18 protein-coding genes and 1 pseudogene are annotated in these 21,078 nt (G+C 72.7%); 10 read left to right on the plus strand and 9 right to left on the minus strand.

The genetic code is table 11. The features are described 5' to 3' along the window. The first annotated feature begins 183 nt into the window (after window positions 1-183). Window positions 184-1,095, plus strand: a complete 912-nt coding sequence (locus BLT82_RS21950; RefSeq protein ID WP_093657464.1) for a DUF3027 domain-containing protein — start codon at window positions 184-186, stop codon at window positions 1,093-1,095. Window positions 1,096-1,712: 617 nt separating this feature from the next. Next, window positions 1,713-4,862 carry a sacsin N-terminal ATP-binding-like domain-containing protein gene (locus BLT82_RS21955; RefSeq protein WP_093657466.1) on the plus strand — a complete coding sequence of 1,050 codons (3,150 nt, stop codon included), beginning with the start codon at window positions 1,713-1,715 and terminating at the stop codon, window positions 4,860-4,862. 51 nt (window positions 4,863-4,913) lie between these two features. On the opposite strand, the gene BLT82_RS21960 is transcribed toward BLT82_RS21955, so the two are convergent. Both BLT82_RS21960 and BLT82_RS21965 read right to left on the minus strand, forming a co-directional pair. Then, the gene (locus tag BLT82_RS21960; protein WP_093657468.1) at window positions 4,914-7,367 is read right to left on the minus strand and encodes an HAD-IC family P-type ATPase; all 2,454 of its coding nucleotides are present in this window, start codon (window positions 7,365-7,367) and stop codon (window positions 4,914-4,916) included. 108 nt (window positions 7,368-7,475) lie between these two features. After that, window positions 7,476-7,736 (minus strand): DUF2530 domain-containing protein, encoded by a 261-nt coding sequence (locus BLT82_RS21965; RefSeq protein WP_093657470.1) that lies wholly within the window; start codon window positions 7,734-7,736, stop codon window positions 7,476-7,478. Between the two features lie 209 nt (window positions 7,737-7,945). Between BLT82_RS21965 and BLT82_RS21970 the strand changes: the two genes are divergently transcribed. After that, a complete protein-coding gene (locus BLT82_RS21970; protein WP_093657472.1) occupies window positions 7,946-9,412 on the plus strand; it encodes an NCS2 family permease in 1,467 nt (488 codons plus the stop codon). A gap of 55 nt (window positions 9,413-9,467) precedes the next feature. On the opposite strand, the gene BLT82_RS21975 is transcribed toward BLT82_RS21970, so the two are convergent. Further along, the gene (locus tag BLT82_RS21975; protein ID WP_093657474.1) at window positions 9,468-9,701 is read right to left on the minus strand and encodes a hypothetical protein; all 234 of its coding nucleotides are present in this window, start codon (window positions 9,699-9,701) and stop codon (window positions 9,468-9,470) included. Window positions 9,702-9,863: 162 nt separating this feature from the next. Here BLT82_RS21975 and BLT82_RS21980 point away from each other — a divergent pair, with 162 nt between their 5' ends. From BLT82_RS21980 to BLT82_RS21995, 4 genes are all read left to right on the plus strand, one after another. Beyond that, a complete protein-coding gene (locus tag BLT82_RS21980; protein WP_093657764.1) occupies window positions 9,864-10,301 on the plus strand; it encodes a MarR family winged helix-turn-helix transcriptional regulator in 438 nt (145 codons plus the stop codon). A gap of 27 nt (window positions 10,302-10,328) precedes the next feature. Then, window positions 10,329-11,696: an MFS transporter gene (locus tag BLT82_RS21985; RefSeq protein WP_093657476.1), complete on the plus strand. Its 1,368-nt coding sequence runs from the start codon at window positions 10,329-10,331 to the stop codon at window positions 11,694-11,696. Between the two features lie 70 nt (window positions 11,697-11,766). Continuing rightward, a complete protein-coding gene (gene thpR, locus BLT82_RS21990; RefSeq protein ID WP_093657478.1) occupies window positions 11,767-12,336 on the plus strand; it encodes an RNA 2',3'-cyclic phosphodiesterase in 570 nt (189 codons plus the stop codon). A 278-nt stretch (window positions 12,337-12,614) separates the two neighbouring features. Next, on the plus strand, window positions 12,615-13,604 hold the full coding sequence (locus BLT82_RS21995; RefSeq protein WP_093657480.1) for an aldo/keto reductase: 990 nt from the start codon (window positions 12,615-12,617) through the stop codon (window positions 13,602-13,604). 151 nt (window positions 13,605-13,755) lie between these two features. Here the strand turns inward: BLT82_RS21995 and BLT82_RS22000 are convergent. After that, window positions 13,756-14,192 (minus strand): annotated as a pseudogene (locus tag BLT82_RS22000) (NUDIX hydrolase); the annotation flags it as partial. A gap of 69 nt (window positions 14,193-14,261) precedes the next feature. Between BLT82_RS22000 and BLT82_RS22005 the strand changes: the two are divergent. Further along, complete coding sequence (locus BLT82_RS22005) at window positions 14,262-15,080, plus strand: DUF2785 domain-containing protein (RefSeq protein WP_093657482.1); 819 nt, start codon at window positions 14,262-14,264, stop codon at window positions 15,078-15,080. A 240-nt stretch (window positions 15,081-15,320) separates the two neighbouring features. Here the strand turns inward: BLT82_RS22005 and BLT82_RS22010 are convergent, their stop codons facing one another. Both BLT82_RS22010 and BLT82_RS22015 read right to left on the minus strand, forming a co-directional pair. Continuing rightward, window positions 15,321-15,761: a CBS domain-containing protein gene (locus BLT82_RS22010; RefSeq protein WP_093657484.1), complete on the minus strand. Its 441-nt coding sequence runs from the start codon at window positions 15,759-15,761 to the stop codon at window positions 15,321-15,323. A gap of 42 nt (window positions 15,762-15,803) precedes the next feature. Further along, window positions 15,804-16,007 carry an antitoxin gene (locus BLT82_RS22015; protein WP_093657486.1) on the minus strand — a complete coding sequence of 68 codons (204 nt, stop codon included), beginning with the start codon at window positions 16,005-16,007 and terminating at the stop codon, window positions 15,804-15,806. A 198-nt stretch (window positions 16,008-16,205) separates the two neighbouring features. Here BLT82_RS22015 and BLT82_RS22020 point away from each other — a divergent pair, with 198 nt between their 5' ends. Further along, on the plus strand, window positions 16,206-16,661 hold the full coding sequence (locus BLT82_RS22020) for a carboxymuconolactone decarboxylase family protein (RefSeq protein WP_093657488.1): 456 nt from the start codon (window positions 16,206-16,208) through the stop codon (window positions 16,659-16,661). Window positions 16,662-16,775: 114 nt separating this feature from the next. Here the strand turns inward: BLT82_RS22020 and BLT82_RS22025 are convergent, their stop codons facing one another. Then, complete coding sequence (locus tag BLT82_RS22025; protein WP_093657490.1) at window positions 16,776-17,468, minus strand: GDSL-type esterase/lipase family protein; 693 nt, start codon at window positions 17,466-17,468, stop codon at window positions 16,776-16,778. 69 nt (window positions 17,469-17,537) lie between these two features. On the opposite strand from BLT82_RS22025, the gene BLT82_RS22030 reads away from it, so the two are divergent. Then, on the plus strand, window positions 17,538-18,527 hold the full coding sequence (locus tag BLT82_RS22030) for an SdiA-regulated/phytase-like domain-containing protein (RefSeq protein WP_093657766.1): 990 nt from the start codon (window positions 17,538-17,540) through the stop codon (window positions 18,525-18,527). A gap of 357 nt (window positions 18,528-18,884) precedes the next feature. On the opposite strand, the gene BLT82_RS22035 is transcribed toward BLT82_RS22030, so the two are convergent. Together BLT82_RS22035 and serC are read right to left on the minus strand one after the other, a co-directional pair. Further along, on the minus strand, window positions 18,885-19,538 hold the full coding sequence (locus BLT82_RS22035) for a DUF4360 domain-containing protein (protein WP_093657492.1): 654 nt from the start codon (window positions 19,536-19,538) through the stop codon (window positions 18,885-18,887). 401 nt (window positions 19,539-19,939) lie between these two features. Further along, window positions 19,940-21,058 carry a phosphoserine transaminase gene (serC, locus tag BLT82_RS22040; RefSeq protein ID WP_093657494.1) on the minus strand — a complete coding sequence of 373 codons (1,119 nt, stop codon included), beginning with the start codon at window positions 21,056-21,058 and terminating at the stop codon, window positions 19,940-19,942. Window positions 21,059-21,078: the final 20 nt, after the last annotated feature.

Consider the following 21,078-nt stretch of genomic DNA (forward strand, 5'->3'; position numbering starts at 1 on the left):
GGCGGTAGTTCCCGGCCGCGCGCCTTTTCGCCATCCCGCAGAATGGGTGACGGTAGGTGTGCCCGAGACAGAGTGCCCGGGCGCGGACGTCGATGCGGCCCCCTGGTCCGCTCCGCCCGCCGCTCGTACATCGCGAATCGGCCAGGCGCACCCGTGAGACGGCGTAGGAGAGAAGCGAGACCTGTGAGTGCTGCGACGACGCGAAGCCGTACCCCCGACCGTCTGTGCGCCGAGGCGGTAGACCTCGCCCGGACGGCCGCCGACGAGGCGGCCGCGCCCGGGGTGGTGGGTGAGCACGTCTCGCTGGTGTCCGAGGGCGACCGCGTCGTCACCCACTACTTCGAGTGCCGCGAGCCCGGCTACCGGGGCTGGCGCTGGGCCGTCACGGTGGCCCGCGCGTCCCGCGCGAAGAACGTCACGGTCGACGAGGCGGTGCTCCTGCCCGGGCCGGACGCGCTGCTCGCGCCCGAGTGGGTGCCGTGGAGCGAGCGCTTGCGGCCGGGAGACCTCGGCCCGGGCGATCTGCTGCCCACGGACGCGGAGGACCTCCGGCTCGAGCCCGGCTACTCGGGTGAGGACGCGCCGCCGCCGAATTCGGCGGTGTCCGGGGAGATGGCCGACCGCGTCGACGCCGAGGACGCGGTGATCGTGACCCGCGCCCCGTCGCGCGGCGCGATCGCCTCCGTGGCGGAGGAACTGGGCATGCGCCGCGCCCGGGTCCTGTCCCGCTACGGGCTGCACGTCGCCGCGGACCGCTGGGAGGACTCTTTCGGTGCGAAGACGCCGATGGCGCAGGCCGCGCCGGCGTCGTGCCAGTCCTGCGGCTTCCTGATGCCGTTGTCGGGGTCGCTCAAGCAGGCGTTCGGGGTGTGCGCGAACGAGTTCTCCCCGGCGGACGGGCGTGTCGTGTCGCTCTCGTACGGGTGCGGCGGACACTCCGAGGCGGCCGTCATGCCGAAGCCGCCGAGGCCCGCGCCGCCGGTGCTCGACTCGATGCGGCCGGACGAGTTCCCGCTCCGGCCGGCGCCGGACAGCGGCTCGGTCCCGGACCATGTGGAGACGGCCGCGCAGGACGAGGACCTGGGCCACTCGTAGGGCTTCGCTTTCGCCCGCGGGCGCGCCGGCCCGTGCCGGGTCCGCACCACGCCGCCGGCTCTCGGCCGGGTCCGGAAGGGCCCGGCCCGTGGCTCCGGTCAGAACGCCGCGATCAGCCGGCCGCGAACCCCTCCTTCCTCCAGCAGGCGGTGTGCCCTCGCGATCTCCGACGGGGGGCGCACTCGGCCGTGCGCGGCGTGAGGACGCCCTTCTCCGCGAGCCCGGCGAGCGCGGCGGCTGCCGGGGTGGTCCACGACGATGGCCTGATGCACCCGGACGGTGCGGGCCGCCGGCAGGTCGTGGGGAGGGCACTTGACGCCACCGCCACCGCCGTCGCGGACGGCGACAGGGCGGGTTCACCGAGGGGGCACGGACTCCCGCACCCGTACCACCTGGTCGGCCCGAACGCTGATCGACTCGGCCTGGGCGCCGCCTCGCACCACGCCACCCGGGTGGGCGGTGCGATCCCCCAGTGGAGCGGTCGCGCGGGGGCGCCTGCGACGCGGTACCTTCGGGCCCCGGGACGGGCCGCGGCCCGCGCGGCCGTGACAGCCGCAACAGCGGGAACCGCGGAACCCCGCCGGACCTGCCGGAACAGTCAGAGAGCGGAGACAGGCGTGAGCGTCAGGACGACCGAGGGGGCCGACCCGTTCGGGACGGCGCGGCTGCGGCGTGGGGTGCTCGACGCCTGGGGCGCAAGCCCCGCGCGCTTCCGCGAGGACGCCAACGCCGAGGAGGACCTCGCCCTCGGCGGCTACCGCGACCGTGTGATCGTCGAGCTGGCCCAGAACGCCGCCGACGCCGCCGCCCGTGCCGGCGTCCCCGGGCGCTTCCGGCTCACCCTCGACCGGGGGACGCTCGTCGCCGCCAACACCGGCACCCCGCTGGACGCCGCCGGTGTGGAGTCGCTGTCGACGCTCCGGGCGTCGGCCAAGCGCGAGGACGACCGGACGGCCGTGGGCCGTTTCGGCGTGGGCTTCGCCGCCGTACTGGCCGTGAGTGACGAGCCCGCCGTCGTCGGCCGGCACGGCGGTGTCCGCTGGTCGCTGGCCGAGGCCAGGGAACTCGCCGCGCAGGCCGCGCAGGCCAGTCCCGGTCTCGGCGACGAACTGCGCCGCCGTGACGGCGATGTGCCGCTGCTGCGGCTGCCGCTGCCCGCCGAGGGCACCGCGCCCGACGGCTACGACACCGTCGTGATCCTGCCGCTGCGGGACGGGACCGCCGAGGACCTGGTCGGCCGGCTGCTCGCCGGGATCGACGACGCGCTGCTGCTGACCCTGCCGGGGCTCACCGAGGTCGTGGTGGAGACCCCGGAGGGCGTCAGGACCCTGCGCCGCTCGCAGCACGGCGACCACGTCCACGTCGAGGACAGCGCCCGCGGGCTGAACCGCTGGCGGGTCGTCAGCCACCACGGGCCCATCGAGCCCGCACTGCTCGCGGACCGGCCGGTGGAGGAGCGGCTGCGGCCGCACTGGACCGTGACCTGGGCGGTCCCCGTGGACGGCGAGGGCATGCCCGTGTACCCGGCGACCGCGCCGGTCGTCCACGCGCCGACCCCGACGGACGAGCCCCTCGGCGTGCCCGCGCTGCTCATCGCCTCCCTGCCGCTCGACACCGCGCGCCGGCATCCCGCCCCGGGTCCGCTCACCGACTTCCTGGTGCGGCGCGCGGCCGACGCGTACGCCGAACTGCTCGGCGACTGGAAGCCGGTCGGGACCGGGCTGATCGACCTCGTCCCCGGGCCGCTGGGCAAGGGCGCGCTCGACGGTTCGCTGCGCGCGGCGATCCTGGAGCTGCTGCCGCGCGTGGCGTTCCTCGCCCCCGCCGCCCCCTCGGACGACGTGGTGGCGCTGCGGCCGCTGGAGGCCGAGGTCGTGGAGGGCGCCGGCGCCGAGACCGTACGGGTCCTGGCCGACGTGCTGCCGACGCTGCTGCCCGCCGGTCTGGAGCGCCGGGTGGAGCTGCGGTCGCTCGGTGTCGCCCGGGTCCCGCTGACCGAGGCGGTCGACCGGCTCGCCGGGATCGAGCGCGACCCGTCCTGGTGGTGGCGGCTGTACGACAGCCTCGCCGGTGTGGACCCGGAGCGGCTGTCCGGTCTGCCGGTACCGCTCGCCGGCACCGGTGCGGCGGCCGGAGAGGGCATGGCCGGGGACGAGGACGAGGAGCCGCGCCCCCGCCGCGCGCCCCGCACCACCATCGGACCGCGGCAGGTGCTGCTGCCGACGGCGGAGACCCCGGGCGGGCTGGCCAGGTTCGGACTGAAGGTGGCCCATCAGGACGCCGCCCATCCGCTGCTGGAGAAGCTGGGCGCGCTGCCCGCGACACCGCGTGCGGTGCTGACGACCCCGCAGGTGAGGGCCGCCGTCGCGGCGTCGCTGGAGGACGGCGACGGGCTCTGGGACGAGGACGCGCCGGACAGCGAGGAGCTGGCGGAGATCGTCCTCGCCCTCGTCCGGGACGCGGGGCTGGAGCCGGGCGACGAGCCCTGGCTGGGCGCGCTCGCGCTGCCGGACGAGGACGGCGAACTCGCGCCGGCCGGGGAGCTGGTGCTGCCGGGCAGTCCGTTCGCGTCCGTGATGCGCGAGGGCGAACTGGCCCTCGTCGACGCCGAGCTGGCCGACCGCTGGGGCGAGCAGCCGCTCGCCGCCTGCGGGGTGCTGGCGAACTTCGCGCTCGTCCGCGCCACCGACGTCGTCCTGGACCCGGACGAACTGGAGCCGCGCGAGGGCGACTTCGCGGAGCCGGACGACGCCGGGCTGCTGGACGCGGTCGACGTGTGGTGCGAGGACGTCCTGGACCGGCTGGCCGACACCCCCGTACCGCCGGTGGCGACGGAGATCGCCGCCGTGCGCGACCTGGATCTCGTGGACGACGACCGGTGGCCGCAGGCCCTCGCGCTGCTGGCCAGGCCGCCGCTGCGGGACGCGCTGACCCAGCCCGTCCGGGTGCTGCTGCCCGACGGCACGACCGAGACGGTCCGGCCGTACACGGCCTGGTGGCTGCGCGGCCACCCGGTGCTGGGCGGCCGCCGCCCCGCGGGTCTGCGGTCGTCGGGCGGCGATCCGCTGCTGGTCGGCCTGTACGACTCGGCCGACGCGACCGGCTTCGAGGACGAGCAGGTGCTGCACGCCCTCGGCGTCCGGACGTCCGTCGCCGCCCTGCTGGACGAGCCGGGCGGCGCGGCCGAGCTGCTGGGGCGTCTCGCCGACCCTGACCGCCCGGTCACCCCGTCCCAGCTGCACGCCCTCTACACGGCGCTCGCGGATCTGGACCCGGAACAGGTGACCCTCCCGGACGACCTGCGCGCGGTCGTCGACGGGGAGGTGCGGGTGGTGGACGCCGCGGACGCGCTCGTCGCGGACGCCCCCGATCTGCTGCCGCTGACCGCAGGTCGTCCGCTGCTGCCGGTCTCACCGGAGCGGGCGGCGGATCTGGCCGAACTGTTCCAGGTGGGGCGCCTCAGCGAGGCGGTCGAGGCGGAGGTGACGACGGTCGGCGAGGAGCACGACGTGCCGGATTCGGTGCACGCGCTGCTGGGCCCGGCGACGCCCGCGTCGTACGTCGAGCACGAGGAACTCCTCGCCGGCGGTGTCGAACTCGACTGGCGCCGCACCTCCGACGGGGTCATCCACGCCGCCACGCTGGAGGGCGTCGCCGCCGGTCTCGCCTGGGCCGCGGGCCAGTGGCCCCGCCGCTTCGAGGTGGCGGCGCTGCTCGAGGACCCGTCGCGAACGGCCGAGCTGGCGCGGGACCGCTGGTTCGACTGAGGGCCCGCGTTCCGGAGGCCGGCCGGGGCGTTCCGCCCCGGCCGCCGGTCCTCAGGCCGGGAAGCGGCGGTCCACCCAACGCCACGCGAACTCCAGGACGGCCGCGGCGACCGCGGCGATGGCGACCGCCGCCCACGGCATCGTGGTGCCCACCAGCCGCAGGGCGAAGAAGTCCTGCAGCCACGGCACCATGAGGACGATCAGGAAGGCCAGGCCCATCGACGCGACCAGGCCCACGCGCCACCAGGTGTAGGGGCGGGCGACGATCGCCAGGACCCACATGGCGACCAGGAACAGCGTCAGCGTCGCCGCGCTGGTCTCGGCGGCCAGTGCGCCGGGGCCGCTGTAGTGGTGCCGGGCGAGGAGGTACGTCGTGAACGTCGCGCCCGCCGCGACGATCCCGCCGGGGATCGCGTACCGCATCACACGGCGTACGAAGTGGGGCTGGGCGCGCTCCTTGTTGGGCGCGAGGGCCAGGAAGAACGCCGGGACGCCGATGGTCAGCGTGGACAGCAGGGTCAGATGCCGGGGCAGGAAGGGGTACTCGACCTGGGCGCAGACCACCAGGACCGCCAGCAGCACCGAGTACACCGTCTTGGTCAGGAAGAGCGTGGCGACCCGGGTGATGTTGCCGATGACGCGGCGGCCTTCGGCCACCACCGACGGCAGCGTGGCGAAGCTGTTGTTGAGGAGAACGATCTGTGCGACGGCCTTCGTCGCCTCGGAACCGGAGCCCATGGAGACGCCGATGTCGGCGTCCTTGAGGGCGAGGACGTCGTTGACCCCGTCGCCCGTCATCGCGACCGTGTGGCCGCGTGACTGGAGCGCGCCGACCATGTCCCGCTTCTGCTGCGGCGTGACGCGGCCGAAGACGGCGTTGGCGGCGAGCTCGTCGGCCATCGCGTCCCGCTCTGCCGGCAGCTTGCGGGCGTCCACGGTGTCCGCGGCGCCCGGCAGACCGAGCTTGCCGGCCACGGCGCTCACCGACACGGCGTTGTCGCCCGAGATGACCTTCGCCGCGACGTCCTGCTCCTCGAAGTAGCGCAGGGTGTCGGCCGCGTCGGGCCGCAGCCGCTGCTCCAGGACGACCAGCGCGGCCGGCCGGGCGCCGGCGGCCACGTCGGGGTCGTCGAGCTCGCCCGCGGCGCGGGCGAGCAGCAGTACGCGCAGGCCCAGCTCGTTGAGTCCGTCGACCTCACGCAGGGCCGGGGCGCCGGGGGGCAGCAGTACGTCGGGCGCGCCGAGCAGCCAGGTCGAGCTCTGCCCGTCGCCCTCGCTGAACGCGGCGCCGCTGTACTTGCGGGCGGACGAGAACGGCAGGGACTCGGTGCAGCGCCACTCCTCACGGTCCGGATAGGCCTCGATGATCGCCTGGAGGGAGGCGTTGGGCCGCGGGTCGGACTCGCCGAGCGCGCCGAGGGCGGTGCGTACGTAGTCCTCGTCGCAGCCGTCGAGCGTGCGCAGCTCGGTGACGTCCATACCGCCCTCGGTGAGGGTGCCGGTCTTGTCGAGGCACACCACGTCGACCCTGGCGAGGCCCTCGATCGCGGGGAGTTCCTGGACGAGGCACTGCTTGCGGCCGAGCCGGATCACGCCGATCGCGAAGGCGACGGAGGTCAGCAGGACGAGCCCCTCGGGGATCATCGGCACGATGCCGCCCACGGTGCGGGCGATCGAGTCCTTGACGTTGTCGCCCTTGACGACGAGCTGGCTGACGATGAGGCCGAGGGCGGTCGGGACCATCATCCAGGTGACGTACTTGAGGATCGTGGAGATGCCGGAGCGCAGCTCGGAGTGGACGAGGGTGAAACGGGAGGCCTCTTCGGCCAGCTGGGCCGCGTAGGCCTCGCGGCCGACCTTGGTGGCGGTGAAGGCGCCGCCGCCGGCGACGACGAAGCTGCCGGACATCATCCGGTCCCCGCGCCTCTTGAGGACCGGGTCGGCCTCGCCCGTCAGCAGCGACTCGTCGACCTCGAGGCCATCGGCCTCGGCGACCTCGCCGTCGACCACGACCTTGTCGCCCGGTCCGAGTTCGATGAGGTCGCCGAGCACGATCTCGGAGGTGGACACCTCGCCGGAGGCGCCGTCGCGGCGGACGGTGGGTTTCGCCTCGCCGATGACGGCGAGCCCGTCGAGGGTCTTCTTGGCGCGCAGTTCCTGGATGATGCCGATGCCGGTGTTGGCGAGGATGACGAAGCCGAACAGGGTGTCCTGGAACGGCGCGACGAAGAACATGATCACCCAGAGCACGCCGATGATCGCGTTGAAGCGGGTGAAGACGTTGCCCCGGATGATGTCGGCGGTGGAGCGACTGCTGCGTACGGGGACGTCGTTGACCTCTCCGCGCGCGATGCGCTCGGCGACCTCGGCGGCGCTCAGCCCGCGCGGCCGGTGCCGCACGGGCGGCGCCACGGGGTGTACGGGGTCGAGCTCCGCCCCCGCGTCGATGACCGGGCCGCCACGCGGCTCGGCTCCGTCGCTGCCGATCTCCGACCGCTGAGTCATGCCTCCGACGGTACGGGGACGCGCGCCCCTTCACCCCCCGAGCCGCGGATTCGGCCATGACGGGAACGGGGTCTGCGGTGGGCCGGACGCGCGGGCGGAGCGGGCCCGTCAGTGGGCGTCGTGCGCGGCTTCCGCGCGCTTGATGGCCGCGTCGCGCTTGCGCACGTACCAGATGCCGATGAGGCCGAGTCCGCCACCGGCCAGACAGGTCCACACCCACCAGTCCAGCTCGCGTTCGGCGAACCAGCCGTAGAAGGGGACCTGGACCAGGAAGAGGACGAACCAGAGGATCGTGCCGCCGGTGATGGTGGCGACGACCGGCCCCTCCAGGGGCTCGGGTGCCTCGTGCTTGGGGGTCCACTTCGCCATGCGGTCAGTGTAGGCGGCACTCCTGCGGCCCTCGACGGCGTCCTCGGGGACCGCGAAGGGCCTGGCCCACGCGTGTCTACGCGCGGAGATACCGATCTTCGACTTATACGTTCATACTGAAACGGTTTGTGCCCGACCGGTTTTCTTCGTATGAACACCCAAGGAACCGGTCGCAGTCAGCTCCCCGCACCACCTCGACGAGGACTCGTATGCCCCCCACGGCCACCGCTCCCGCGGACGTCCGGCAGCCGCAGCGGCCCGACCCCGGTTCCCGTGCCCTCGGCAGGCTCGACCGCTACTTCAAGATCTCCGAGCGCGGCTCCACGGTCGCCCGCGAGGTTCGCGGCGGCTTCGCCACCTTCTTCGCCATGGCGTACATCGTCGTGCTGAACCCGATCATCCTCGGCAGCGCCAAGGACATGTACGGGCACCAGCTCGACGGCGGCCAGCTGGTCACCGCCACCGTGCTCACCGCCGCCTTCTCGACGCTCCTCATGGGCGTCATCGGCAACGTCCCGATCGCCCTGGCGGCCGGTCTCGGCGTGAACACGGTCGTCGCCCTCCAGCTCGCCCCGCGCATGAGCTGGCCCGACGCCATGGGCATGGTGGTCCTCGCCGGCCTCGTGGTCATGCTGCTGGTGGCGACGGGCCTGCGCGAACGGGTCATGAACGCGGTGCCGCTCGGCCTGCGCAAGGGCATCGCGATCGGTATCGGCCTGTTCATCATGCTGATCGGTCTCGTCGACTCCGGCTTCGTCTCCCGCATCCCGGACGCAGCCCACACGACGGTCCCGCTCCAGCTCGGGCTCACCGGACATCTCTCCGGCTGGCCGGTCCTGGTCTTCGTCCTCGGCGCCCTGCTCACGCTCGCGCTGATCATCCGCAAGGTGCCGGGCGCCATCCTGGTCTCCATCGTCGTGATGACGGTGGTCGCCGTCGTCATCCAGCTGGTCGCCCAGCTCCCCGGCAGGGCGTGGGGGCTGACCGTGCCGGAGTGGCCGGGCAATCCCGTCGCCACCCCGGACTTCGGGCTCGTCGGCCAGGTCAGCCTGTTCGGCGGGTTCGAGAAGGTCGGCCTGCTCACGGGCGCGCTGTTCGTCTTCACCGTGCTGCTGTCCTGCTTCTTCGACGCGATGGGCACCATCCTCGGCGTGGGCGACGAGGCGAAGCTGATGGACGAGAAGGGCAACTTCCCCGGCATCAACAAGGTGCTGATCGTCGACGGCGTCGCCGTCGCCGCGGGCGGCGCCACCTCCTCCTCCGCCAACACCTGCTTCGTGGAGTCCACGGCGGGCGTCGGCGAGGGCGCGCGCACGGGCCTCGCGTCCGTCGTCACGGGCGGGCTCTTCGCGGTGGCGCTGTTCCTGACGCCGCTGGCGACGATGGTCCCCTCCCAGGCGGCGACGCCCGCGCTGCTCGCGGTCGGTTTCCTGATCCTCGCCGGGTCGGTCAAGGACATCGACTGGAGCGACTTCACGATCGCCGTGCCGGCGTTCCTGGCGATGGTGATGATGCCGTTCACCTACTCGATCACCAACGGCATCGGCATCGGCTTCATCGCCTTCAGCGTGCTGCGGCTCGCGGTGGGGCGCGGCCGTGAGGTGCCGGTCCCGATGTACGTCGTCTCCGCTGTCTTCGTCTTCTACTACGCGATGCCGGCCCTGGGCCTGACCTGAGCCGGGTCCTTAAGCCCCCGGTCGGCCCCGCCCCATCCGGGCGCGGCGGCCGGCCTCACGTCGCCTTGCCGCGCCCGGTGCCGGACGGGCCGGGGTCCTCGCGCGGCCCCGGCAGCTCCGGCACCGGGCCGTAGAACTTCTCCGTCTCGTCGACGGCCGCCTTGAAGCGCTCGTCGAAGTCGTCGCGAACGAGCGTCCGGACCACGTAGTCCTGGACGCTCATTCCGCGTCTGGCGGCATGCTCCCGGAGCCGGTCGAGCAGCTCGCCGTCCATCCGCAGGCTGAGCACTGCCGATGCCCTCGATGCTGTCGTTGCCATGCCGGCCAGCATCGTTGGCCGGAACCGATCGGTGCGTCACTTTCCGAATCCCTCTCACTCGTTTGAGTGACGCATCCATCCGGGGTACAACCCAGTGGTCATTAGCATGGGTAATGAGTTACGCTAATGAACATGCCTGACCTGTCCCACGGCGACGACGTCGCCGCCGTGAACTCCCTGCGCTCGGCCGTCATGAGGCTGGGCCGGCGCCTGAAGCACCAGCGCGTCGACGAATCGCTGAGCCCCACCGAGATGTCGGTGCTGGGCACGCTCGCCCGCTGCGGCTCGGCCACCCCCGGTGAGCTGGCCCGCAAGGAGCACGTCCAGCCGCCGTCGATGACACGCATCGTGGCGCTGCTGGAGTCCAAGGGGCTGGTCCGGCTGGAGCCGCATCCCGAGGACCGCCGGCAGAAGGTGGTCAGCCAGACCGAGCAGGCCGAGGCCATGCTCGAGGAGTCCCGCCGCAAGCGGAACGCCTGGCTGGCCACGCTCGCCGAGGGCCTGGACGAGGAGGAGTGGGCCAAGCTGCGCGCGGCCGCCCCCGTACTGGAGAAGCTCGCCCACCTGTAACCGACCAGCCCGAGGAGGCGACCTCTTTTGAGTTCGGGACCCGGAGCAGACTCCGCACCCGCACCGAAGCCCCACGACGACAACGACACGAACGGCACGGCCCCGGGAGACGCACCGGCGGGCAAGGGGACGTTCTCCTCGCTCAAGGTCCGCAACTACCGGCTGTTCTTCACCGGAGCGATCGTCTCCAACACGGGCACCTGGATGGCCCGCATCACCCAGGACTGGCTCGTCCTCAGCCTCACCGGCTCGTCCGCCGCCGTCGGCATCACCACGGCCCTGCAGTTCCTGCCGATGCTGCTCTTCGGCCTGTACGGCGGAGTCATCGCCGACCGCTACCCCAAGCGCCGGCTCCTGCTCTTCAGCCAGGGCGCCCTCGGCCTCTGCGGGCTCGCGCTCGCCGTACTCACGCTCTCCGGTGAGGTCCGGGTCTGGCACGTCTATCTGGTCGCCTTCCTGCTGGGCATGGTCACGGTCGTCGACAACCCGACCCGACAGTCCTTCGTCTCCGAGATGGTCGGGCCGGGGCAGCTGCGCAACGCCGTCAGCCTCAACTCCGCGAACTTCCAGTCGGCGCGGCTCGTCGGGCCCGCGGTCGCCGGTGTGCTGATCACCGCCGTGGGCAGCGGCTGGGCCTTTCTGCTCAACGGCCTGTCCTTCCTCGCGCCGATCGCGGGCCTGCTGCTGATGCGCCCGGCCGAGCTGCACCGGACCGAGCGGGTGCCGCGCGGCAAGGGCCAGCTCAGGGAGGGCCTGAAGTACGTCGCCGGCCGCCCCGAGCTGACCTGGCCGATCGTGCTCGCCGGATTCATCGGCACGTTCGCCTTCAACTTCCCCATCTGGCTGACGGCCTTCGCCGACAAGGTCTTCCATGCGGGCGCGGGGACGTACGGCCTGTTCAACACCCTGATGGCGGCCGGTTCCCTGGCCGGCGCCCTGCTCTCCGCCCGCCGCGGCTCCTCGCGGCTGCGGATGCTCCTAGGCGCCGCGGCCCTGTTCGGCGTGCTGGAGATCGCGGCCGCGCTCTCGCCCTCCTTCTGGGTCTTCGCGGTGCTGCTCGTCCCGATCGGCATGGTGGGGCTGACGGTGAACGTGACCGCGAACTCGTCCGTCCAGATGGCGACGGACCCGGTGATGCGGGGCCGGGTCATGAGCCTCTACATGATGGTCTTCGTCGGCGGTACGCCGCTGGGCGCACCGCTCGTCGGCTGGCTCACGGACACCTACGGCGTACGGGTCGGCATGGCCACGGGCGGCGCGGTCGCGGTGATCGCGGCCGTCACGATCGGCCTGATCCTGGTCAGGGTCGGCGGTATGCGCCTGAAGGTGGACCTCCGCCCCGGGCACCGGCACGTACGGATGGTCCCGCGTGAACGACTGACGGCGGCGGCGTAGGGGGCGGCCGGGAGGACGGGAGCGGTTCGGCCGGCACCCGGGCCGAACCCGTCGCTGCCAGACTCGGAGCATGAGACTCTTCGCCGCCGTGCTGCCGCCCGACGAGGCCCTGCGGGAGCTCGGGCGGGCCGTGGACCGGCTGCACGCGCTGCCGGGGGCGGACGGCCTGCGCTGGACCGGGCGGCCGGGGTGGCACTTCACCCTCGCGTTCATGGGCGAGGTCGACGAGGCTCTCCTCCCCGACCTGCGCGAACGGCTCGGACGGGCCGCACGGCGCAGCGACGGGTTCCGGCTGCGGCTGCGCGGCGGAGGCCACTTCGGCCGGCGCACGCTCTGGGTGGGCGCGGCCGGCGGGCTCGACGCCCTGCGGATGCTCGCCGAGCGCACGGACGCGGCCGCGCGGCGGGCGGGCGTCGCGATGGAGGAGCACCGCCGCTACCACGCCCATCTGACCCTCGCCCGCACCCGCACCGACACGGACCTGCGCCCGTTCGTCGACGCCCTGGCGCCCTTCGAGGGCCGGCCGTGGACGGTGTCCCGGCTGCTGCTCGTCCGCAGCAATCTGCCGGGCGGCGGCCGTCCGGGGGAGCGGCCCCGCTACGAGGAGACCGGCAGCTGGTCCCTCGGCGGTGCGGACTGACGCGGGACGGCAGCGGACGCCGGGACGCCGTCGCGGAGCGGCGCCCCCCGCGCGGGAACCCCGGACCGGCCCGTTAGGCTCAAAGGGTGGACCCGAAGACCCGTAACCGGATCATGGCCGGTGTGCTCGTGCTGATGTTCGCCGTCGTCGCGGTGGCGGCTGCGCTGGGGCGCTGAGCGCGCTCGAGGGCGGCGAGGGGCACTCGGGGAGGGCCGGGGGGCCGAGCCGTGCCGGTCCGCCCTTGCTTCGAGCGGACTCGAAGCAGTTGGCTGAGGCCCATGAAGTACACGCAGCTCGGACGCACCGGACTCAAGGTAAGCCGACTCGTCCTCGGCACAATGAACTTCGGGCCCCAGACCACTGAGGCCGACAGCCACACGATCATGGATGCCGCCCTCGGCGCGGGCCTGAACTTCTTCGACACCGCGAACGTCTACGGCTGGGGCGAGAACAAGGGCCGCACCGAGGAGATCATCGGATCCTGGTTCGCGAAGGGCGGCGACCGCCGCGACAAGGTGGTCCTCGCCACCAAGGTGTACGGGAACATGGCCGCGGACGGCGAGGTCTGGCCCAACCACGACAAGCTGTCCGCCCTGAACATCCGCAGGGCCGTCGACGCCAGCCTCAAGCGGCTGCGGACCGACTACATCGACCTCTACCAGTTCCACCACATCGACCGGAACACGCCGGTCGAGGAGATCTGGCAGGCGATCGACGTCCTCATCGCCCAGGGCAAGATCCTCTACGCCGGTTCCTCCAACTTCCCCGGCTGGAAGATCGCCCAGACCAACGAGACCGCCCGCCGGCTCGGCTCCTACGGCCTGGTCAGCGAGCAGTGCCTGTACAACCTCGCCGAGCGGCGCGCCGAGATGGAGGTCATCCCCGCGGCCCGGGAGTACGGCCTCGGCGTGATCCCCTGGTCGCCGCTGCACGGCGGTCTCCTCGGCGGGGTGATCAGGAAGGAGTCCGAGGGCGGGCGGCGTTCCGCCGGGCGCTCGGCCGACGCGCTGGCCGACACGTCCGTACGGGAGAAGGTCCAGGCGTACGAGGACCTGCTGGACAAGCACGGCCTGGCGCCGGGCGAGGTGGCCCTGGCGTGGCTCCTCACACGCCCCGGTGTGACGGGCCCGATCGTCGGCCCGCGCACCGCGGACCAGCTCGCGTCGGCGCTCCGGGCGCTCGAACTGGAGCTTCCGGAGGAGCTGTTGAAGGAACTCGACGCGATCTTCCCGGGGCCGGGGCCGTCCCCGGAGGCGTTCGCCTGGTGAGCGACGGGGCCTGGGAGAGGCCCCTCACCCGGGCGCCGGGGGACGGGCGGTGCTCCCGTCCTTCCCCCGGCGTGCGGGGCCCCGGGCGGAGCCGGTTCCCGCCGGGTGACCGGCGTCCGCGGAACGGCGCGCCGGTCGCCGGGCGGAGCGGTCAGGTGCTCTTCGGCAGTGCGGCCAGCAGTTCCGCGAGGTCCGGCGGCCACACCGCTTCCGTCGCCCGGGCCAGCTGCTCGGGGGCCACCAGCGCCACGCGAGGATCTTCTCCTCGGCGTGCGCGGCGGCGGCATCGTCCGTCGGCTCGCGGCGCGGGCCGTGGCAGACGTAGACGTGCTCGTGCTGGCGCACGGGGACACCGGCGCGGGTGAAGTCGTGCTCCCAGGTGCACAGCAGTGCTCCGGGCTCCAGATCGGTCCACCCGGTCTCCTCGCCCAACTCGCGCCGGGCCCCCTCGCGCGGGGACTCCCCGCGCGCCAGCCCTCCGCCGGGCATGGCCCAGTGGACTCCGACCTCCTCGTTGTCGTACCGGAAGAGGAAGACCGCGCCGTCGGGGTCGAGGACGGCAACACGCGCCGCGCTACGGGGTTTTCGCACCCCGGAACCTTAGCCCGGGACGGCCCGGTCACGGCCTCGCAGGGCGGTGAGCCTACGCTCTGCCGGATGACCACGGATCCTGTCGACTGGCCTTCGACCGCCGCCGGGGGCTTCCCCTTCCCGGACGGCGTCTCGCCGGCCCTGATCGCCGACGGGCTGTCGGACCTGCTCGTGGACGCCGACCCGGAGGTGCGCGACGCGCGGGCGTACACGGCCCTCGCGCGCTGGGCCCGGGAAGGGCACCTCGACGGGGTGCTGGAGCGGCTCGGGGACACCGCGGCCGAGCGGTTCACGCACCCCGAGGTGCAGGCCAGGACCTTCGCCCCGCTCGTACTGCGGTGTGTGCTGGACCGGGCCGGCGCAGTCCCCGGCCTGGTGCCGGAGGCGGCCGTTCGGCGCTGGTACGCCGGCTTCGCCTCGTGGTACCCGTCCGAGCGCGAGACCCGCGGATGGGACGACTCCCTCGGCTGGCTGCACGCGGTGGCCCACGGGGCCGACGCCGCCGCGGCGTTCGCCCGCCGGCTCCCGGAAGAACGGACCGGCCTGCTCGATCTGTGCGCGCGCCGGTTCACGGCCCCGCACACCGACTACCGCTATGAGCAGTTGGAGGACGCGCGCCTCGCCCGTGCCATCACCGGCATCCTGCTCGCCCCCGGCCTGACTGCCGAACAGGCCGCCGGCTGGCTCTCCGTGGTGACCGACGCGCTGGCGGGCGGCGGTCCCGGCCCCGTTCCGCCATGGGCGTTCAACACCTTCGCCACGCTCCAGGCCCTGCATCTGCACCTCACCCGGGGCCTCGCCGAGGGGGGCGTCCCACCGCACGCGGTCCATGTCGCCGACCGCGTCGCCGCCGTGCTGCGCCTGCCCTGCGGCTGGCTCGCCTGAACCGCGCCGGCCGGCCCCGGGAGCCGCACCGGCCAGGCCAGCCGGACCGCCGCGGACGGCCGGACGCCGTGGACGGCCGGACGCCGTGGACGCCCTGGTGACGTTCACGGCGTGCACGGCGCCGCGGGCGCCGCGGGTTTCGACGGTCAACTGCTGCGGCGGCGCGGCCTGTCGGGGGTGGGGTTGTCAGGAGAATGTGCGGTCGCCGAGGACGGCCGGACCGTGTGGGGTCCGGCCCTTCTAGGCGTTCGCGTACACCTTGGACACGAACTCGGCGATCTGCTCGTCCGAGAGGTTCTTGGCGAGATTGGCCTCCGTGATCATGCCGACGAGCTGGTGTCCGTGCTCGACGTCGATCACCGGCAGCCGCTTGATCTGGTGCTCCTCCATCAGGTGAAGCGCCTCGTCGGCAGGGGCGCTCGCGTCGATCCAGCGGAGGTCACCGGACAGGGAACCGGCCTGGACCGTCGCCGGGTCTATGCCTTCGGCACAGCACCGGACGGTGATGTCGCGGTCGGTGACCAGGCCCGTGAGCCTGTTGTTGTCGCCGCATATGGGAAGGGCGCCGACGTTCAGGTCGCGCATCATGCGCGCCGCTTCCCGCAGTGACTGGTGGGCACCGATGCACTGCACTCCGCCGCTCATGATGTCGCGGGCCGTGAGCTTGGTGTTCCCGGTCATGTCTGCCTTCCGTTCCTCGGGGCTTGCCTCGGGCGCCCTCCGTCAGGGCTGCGGCGGCTTGTCCTGCCCCTGGCCGGGCTGGTCGCCGCCGAACTGCTCCTTGAGCCTGTCCTGGCCTGTGTCGACCTGGCCGCTGTACTTGCCCCGGGTCCTTTCGTCGATCATGTCCCCGCCTTTGTCGACGCCCTTCGAGCCCTGGTGCTCGTGGCCCTTCAGCATCTGCTTGAGCTTGTCCATCATGGACATGGGCAGTCCTCCTTGCCGTAAGCCCCCGCTCCTCCAGGGTCGCCTCCCCTTGCGCCGTTCGCATCTGCGCGGGCGGTCACCCGGAAGGCCGAACGGCGAGGGCGGAACCGGGCGGAAGTTTTTCCCGCCGTCCGGTCACATCCTCCGCGCGGGATCCGTCAGTGCGATGAGACGACGACAACCCGGAGGGCAGAGACCATGCAGGCACGGATGGACAACCCCGCGACCGTCATCCCCGAGGCCATGCCGGCCATCCTCGACCTGCTGAAGGCGACGAGGAAGGGCGGTGTCCCCGAGACCACGCTGGAGCTGGTGCACCTGCGCGCCAGCCAGATCAACGGCTGCGGCTACTGCGTGGTGGGCGGTGTGCGGAGCGCGAGGAAGGCGGGCCTGACCGAGGAGCAGCTCTCCGCGGTGGCGGCGTGGCGCGAGGCACCGTACTTCTCGGACGCCGAGCGGGCCGCCCTGTCGCTGACGGAGGCGGCGACGCGCCTCAGCGACCGGTCCGACCCGGTGCCGGACCAGGTCTGGGACGAGGCGGCGGACCACTACGACGAGCAGCAGCTCGCCGCGATCATCCTCATGATCGGTACGACGAACCTCTTCAACCGGCTGAACGCCACGACGAGGCAGGTCGCGGGCGCCACCTGGTGATGGCCCTCACCGGCTGCCGGAAGGCGGGCCGGAACCGGTGCCTGCCGCCCGCAGTCCGGGCGGCAGGCACTCCGAAACGCGGTCCGGGCCGGGGCGCCTTCTGTCGGACACGGCCTACTGGTCCGCCGCCCGCTCGTACGGTCCGCCCAGCCCCCACGCCTGATGCATCGCACCGGCGAAGGCCGCCGCCAGCTTGTGCTCGCCGGAGGGGCCCGGGTGGGTGCCGTCGTAGGTGTCGGTGCGGAGGTCGTACGTGTCCGGCGTCGATGCCAGCAGCAGCGGCGACGCGGGCGTGTCCAGGTCCGCGACCGCCTTGGCGAGCAGTTCGTTGAAGCGGTCGCACTCGGCGGCGAACGGGGCGTCCACCAGGGCACGGACGTTGGGGATGACCGGCAGCAGCACGGCCCGGACGTGCGGGTTGGCCTCGCGGGCCGCCGTGATGAACTGCCGGGCGTTCGCGGCGGTCTGAGTGCTGTTCGTGTAGAAGCCGAGGTCTATCAGCCCCAGCGACACGAGGAGTACGTCGGCCTTCGTCGCGCTCACCGTCCCGCCGATGACCGGTGCCATGTGCAGCCAGCCCTCGCCCCAGCCCGCCAGGTGGCGGCGGGCTTTCGCCGGGAAGTCCGGGCGGGCGTAGTCGGTGGACACGGGCGCGTCGGAGGCGGTGTCGTACAGCTCGGTGCGCGGGCCGACGATCGAGTACGGGCCGCCGAAGGAGCGGTTCAGGTGCTGCCACATCCGGTAGCGCCAGGTGAAGTCGCCGGCGCGTCCGATGGTCATGGAGTCACCGACGAACATGAAACGCATGGGGGTAATGATGGCCGACCCCCGGCGGGCGTGGCTCCGGCCGGTGACGTGACGATGGACACTTGGGGCATGCGTTCGTTGCGTACGACTCTTGCGGCTGCGGCCGCCGCCGTGGTGGTCCTGGCGGCCGCCGTGCCCGCCGCCGCCGACGACGACTCCGGCGGTTTCACCATCGAGGACCCGCGGATCACGGAGTCGAGCGGGCTCGCGGCCAGCCGTGCCCACCCCGGGGTCTACTGGACGCACAACGACCAGGACGAGCCGCGGGTCTTCGCGGTCGACTCCCGGACGGGCAGGACCGTGGCGACCGTCACGCTCAAGGGCGTGGGCAGGCCGCGCGACATGGAGGCGATCTCCGTCGGCCCCGACGGGGACGTCTACGTCGGGGACATCGGCGACAACGCGAACGGCAGCTGGGACCACGTCTGGATCTACCGATTCCCCGAGCCGCGGACACTGCGGGACGTGACCGTCCACGCCACTCAGTACACGGTCCGGTACGCGGACGGCCCCCGGAACGCGGAGGCGATGATGGTGCATCCGAAGACCGGCCGCGTCTACATCGCCAGCAAGAACGAGGACGGCGGCGGGCTCTACGAAGGCCCGGCCCGGCTGGTGACCGGCGGGGATAACGTCTTCCGGAGGATCGGCGAGGTGCCGTGGGTGACGGACGGCGCCTTCTCGCCCGACGGCAGGGAACTGGTGCTGCGCTCGTACTTCAGCGCACGCGGCTATGCCTGGCGCGACGGACGGCTGGGCGCGGACCGCCACGTCAGCGCGCCGCTCCAGGGCCAGGCCGAGTCGGTGACCTTCACTCCGGACGGCAGGTCGCTGATGTTCGGGACGGAGGGCGAGCAGAGCGAGGTCGTGCGCCGCGACGCGGGACGCGACGACGGCAAGGGTTCGGACGCGGCGTCGCCCTCCCGCTCCGGGGGCGCCGACCAGTCCGCGCGGGGCGAGGGCGGCGGCGAAGGCAACGGCCTCGCCGTGCCGGCCGGCGCAGTCGTCGCCGTGGTGCTGGCGTTCCTCGTGCTCAGGTCCCGGCGGCGCCGCGGCTGAGCCGCTGCGGCGGCGGGGCGCCGCTCCACGGACGGCCCGGGCGAGGCGCCCGTACCGGTGGCCTCCGTGGTGAGGGCCGGCTACGACCCCGACCGCTACCGGGACGAGGCGGAGGTCGGGCAGTGGAAGGCCCGCGATCCCATCACCGGGCTCGCGACCGCATGCGCGACGCCGGAAGTCGTGCCGGCGGCCGTGTCCGCGAGGGCGGCGGGGCGTGCGCCGGAGGGTGGGCCCGCGAGAGGGCGCGGGCCCACCCGGCGGCGTGGCGCCAATCCGCGGGAGGCCGGACGGCGTCACACCGGTCGCCCGGGGCCGGCGGTTCCCGCAGGCCCGGTCCGCCGTCGCCGGACGCTCCCGTTACGCCGGGCACTCCTTCCAGGCGAGCCGGTAGATGGTGTTGATCTCGCCGTCCGTGGAGTCCATCGTCATGAAGCTGGTCTTCGACGGCCCGGACGTGCCCGCCTTCACCCGGAGTTCGGTGTTGATGTTGAAGTTCCGCTTCACTCCGCAGGGGGCCCAGACCAGCTGGCCCCATTCGGTCTCGTCGGTGGCCTGCCAGTTGTCGTCGTACGGGCCGCTGTAGGGGTGGTTTCTGGCGGCCGTGTCGGGCGAGCCCTGGAAGTAGTAGGACGCCTTCTGGACTGCCGTGGCGCCGCGCTGCAGGCTGGCGTATCCGCGGTAGTCCGCGCTGGCGACCGCGTAGGTGAAGCCCTGCGGGACGTGGACGATCAGGTTCAGCTGGCAGTTCTTGCGGAAGTCGGTGGGCGAGGCGCCTCCGCCGACCTGGGCGAGGTAGTCGCTGTAGGTGACGGTGAACGCGGTGTTGTCCGGGGAGACCGCCACCGCCGCGGTCCCGGGCTTGCAGCCCGAGCCGTTCACCGTGGCGACCTCGATGACGATCTTGTCGGGTGGCGCGACGATGGACGCGTTCGCGCTGCCGGCGTTCCCGGCGACGAGCGTGGAGGCGAGGACCGCGGTGAGGGCGGCGCTGGTGCGTAAGGCACGGGACATGATGCGTACTCCTGTGGTTGGAGGAGAGCCGGTCGGTGGCCTTGCGGGGACGTGAACCGTGGGGGGTCCAGCCGATCCCATGTCCCGCCCTTCGACAGCACTGGACTGTTGAGGCGTGAACATGTCAACGCATCGGATCGATTGGATCGTAGGGACCAACTCCCTCTGCGGATAGGGCGGTTATCAGCCGTACCTCCACGCCTGCCACACGTCGTTTTCACATATTGGGCACCTTGTGTGCGTGTGGTGAGGTCGCGGCGCCCCCGTGCCCGAGTGCCGCGAAGGGCAGGTCCGTGCCGTGCGCGGACACGACGAAGGGCCCGGAGGCATGCCGCCGGGCCCTACCCGTACCTCAGCCGCCGTGGCGCGACCGGCCGGAACCGGTGCTCACGACGCGGAGGTCACAGCTTCTCGATCACGTGGTCGACGCAGGCCGTCAGCGCCTGCACGTCGGCCGGGTCGATCGCCGGGAACATCGCGATCCGCAGCTGGTTGCGGCCCAGCTTGCGGTACGGCTCCGTGTCCACGATCCCGTTGGCCCGCAGCACCTTCGCGACCGCCGCGGCGTCGATGTCGTCCGAGAAGTCGATCGTGCCGATGACCTGCGAGCGCTGCGCCGGGTCCGCGACGAACGGCGTGGCGTACTTCGACTCCTCGGCCCAGCCGTACAGGTTGCGCGCGGAGGTCGCGGTCCGCCGGACCGCCCAGTCCAGCCCGCCCTGGCCGTTGAACCACTTCAGCTGCTCGTCGAGCAGGAAGAGGGTCGCCAGCGCGGGGGTGTTGTACGTCTGGTTCTTCAGCGAGTTGTCGATCGCCGTCGGCAGGCTGAAGAACTCCGGCACGTGCCGGCCGGAGGCGTGGACGCGGGCGGCGCGCTCCAGCGCGGCGGGCGAGAATACGCCGATCCACAGGCCGCCGTCCGACGCGAACGACTTCTGCGGCGCGAAGTAGTAGACGTCCGTCTCGGTGATGTCGACGGGCAGGCCGCCGGCGCCGGACGTCGCGTCCACGAGCACGAGCGCGCCCTCGTCGGCACCCTCGACGCGCTTGATCGGGGCGGCGACACCGGTGGAGGTCTCGTTGTGGGTGAAGGCGTACACGTCGACGCCCGCCTCCGCCCGCGGCTCCGGATGGGTGCCGGGGTCGGAGGAGATCACGGTCGGCTCGGCCAGCCACGGTGCCAGCTTCGCCGCCTTGGCGAACTTCGACGAGAACTCGCCGAAGGACAGGTGCTGCGACTTGCTGTCGATGAGCCCGTGGGTCGCGACGTCCCAGAACGCGGTGGAGCCGCCGTTCCCGAGGATCACCTCGTATCCCTCGGGGAGGGAGAACAGCTCGCGGATGCCCTCGCGCACCGAGCCGACCAGGTTCTTGACCGGGGCCTGGCGGTGGGAGGTGCCGAGCAGGGACGTACCGGTGGCGGCCAGGGCGTCAAGCGCCTCCGTACGCACCTTGGAGGGTCCGGCGCCGAAACGACCGTCGCCGGGCTTGATGTCAGCGGGAATCTGGATATCGGCCACGAGCCGGAGCCTAGTCGGTT

This window comes from Streptomyces wuyuanensis, assembly GCF_900103455.1.
Classification (GTDB): domain Bacteria; phylum Actinomycetota; class Actinomycetes; order Streptomycetales; family Streptomycetaceae; genus Streptomyces; species Streptomyces wuyuanensis.

Coding starts and splice junctions, on each gene's coding strand:
- BLT82_RS21995 (WP_093657480.1), top strand. CDS start 12,615: ATGAAGTACACGCAGCTCGGACGCACCGGACTCAAGGTAAGCCGACTC.
- BLT82_RS21965 (WP_093657470.1), bottom strand. CDS start 7,736: ATGGCGAAGTGGACCCCCAAGCACGAGGCACCCGAGCCCCTGGAGGGG.
- thpR (WP_093657478.1), top strand. CDS start 11,767: ATGAGACTCTTCGCCGCCGTGCTGCCGCCCGACGAGGCCCTGCGGGAG.
- BLT82_RS22025 (WP_093657490.1), bottom strand. CDS start 17,468: ATGCGTTTCATGTTCGTCGGTGACTCCATGACCATCGGACGCGCCGGC.
- BLT82_RS22005 (WP_093657482.1), top strand. CDS start 14,262: ATGACCACGGATCCTGTCGACTGGCCTTCGACCGCCGCCGGGGGCTTC.
- BLT82_RS22035 (WP_093657492.1), bottom strand. CDS start 19,538: ATGTCCCGTGCCTTACGCACCAGCGCCGCCCTCACCGCGGTCCTCGCC.
- BLT82_RS22030 (WP_093657766.1), top strand. CDS start 17,538: ATGCGTTCGTTGCGTACGACTCTTGCGGCTGCGGCCGCCGCCGTGGTG.
- BLT82_RS22020 (WP_093657488.1), top strand. CDS start 16,206: ATGCAGGCACGGATGGACAACCCCGCGACCGTCATCCCCGAGGCCATG.
- BLT82_RS21960 (WP_093657468.1), bottom strand. CDS start 7,367: ATGACTCAGCGGTCGGAGATCGGCAGCGACGGAGCCGAGCCGCGTGGC.
- BLT82_RS22015 (WP_093657486.1), bottom strand. CDS start 16,007: ATGTCCATGATGGACAAGCTCAAGCAGATGCTGAAGGGCCACGAGCAC.
- BLT82_RS21970 (WP_093657472.1), top strand. CDS start 7,946: ATGCCCCCCACGGCCACCGCTCCCGCGGACGTCCGGCAGCCGCAGCGG.
- BLT82_RS22010 (WP_093657484.1), bottom strand. CDS start 15,761: ATGACCGGGAACACCAAGCTCACGGCCCGCGACATCATGAGCGGCGGA.
- BLT82_RS21980 (WP_093657764.1), top strand. CDS start 9,864: ATGCCTGACCTGTCCCACGGCGACGACGTCGCCGCCGTGAACTCCCTG.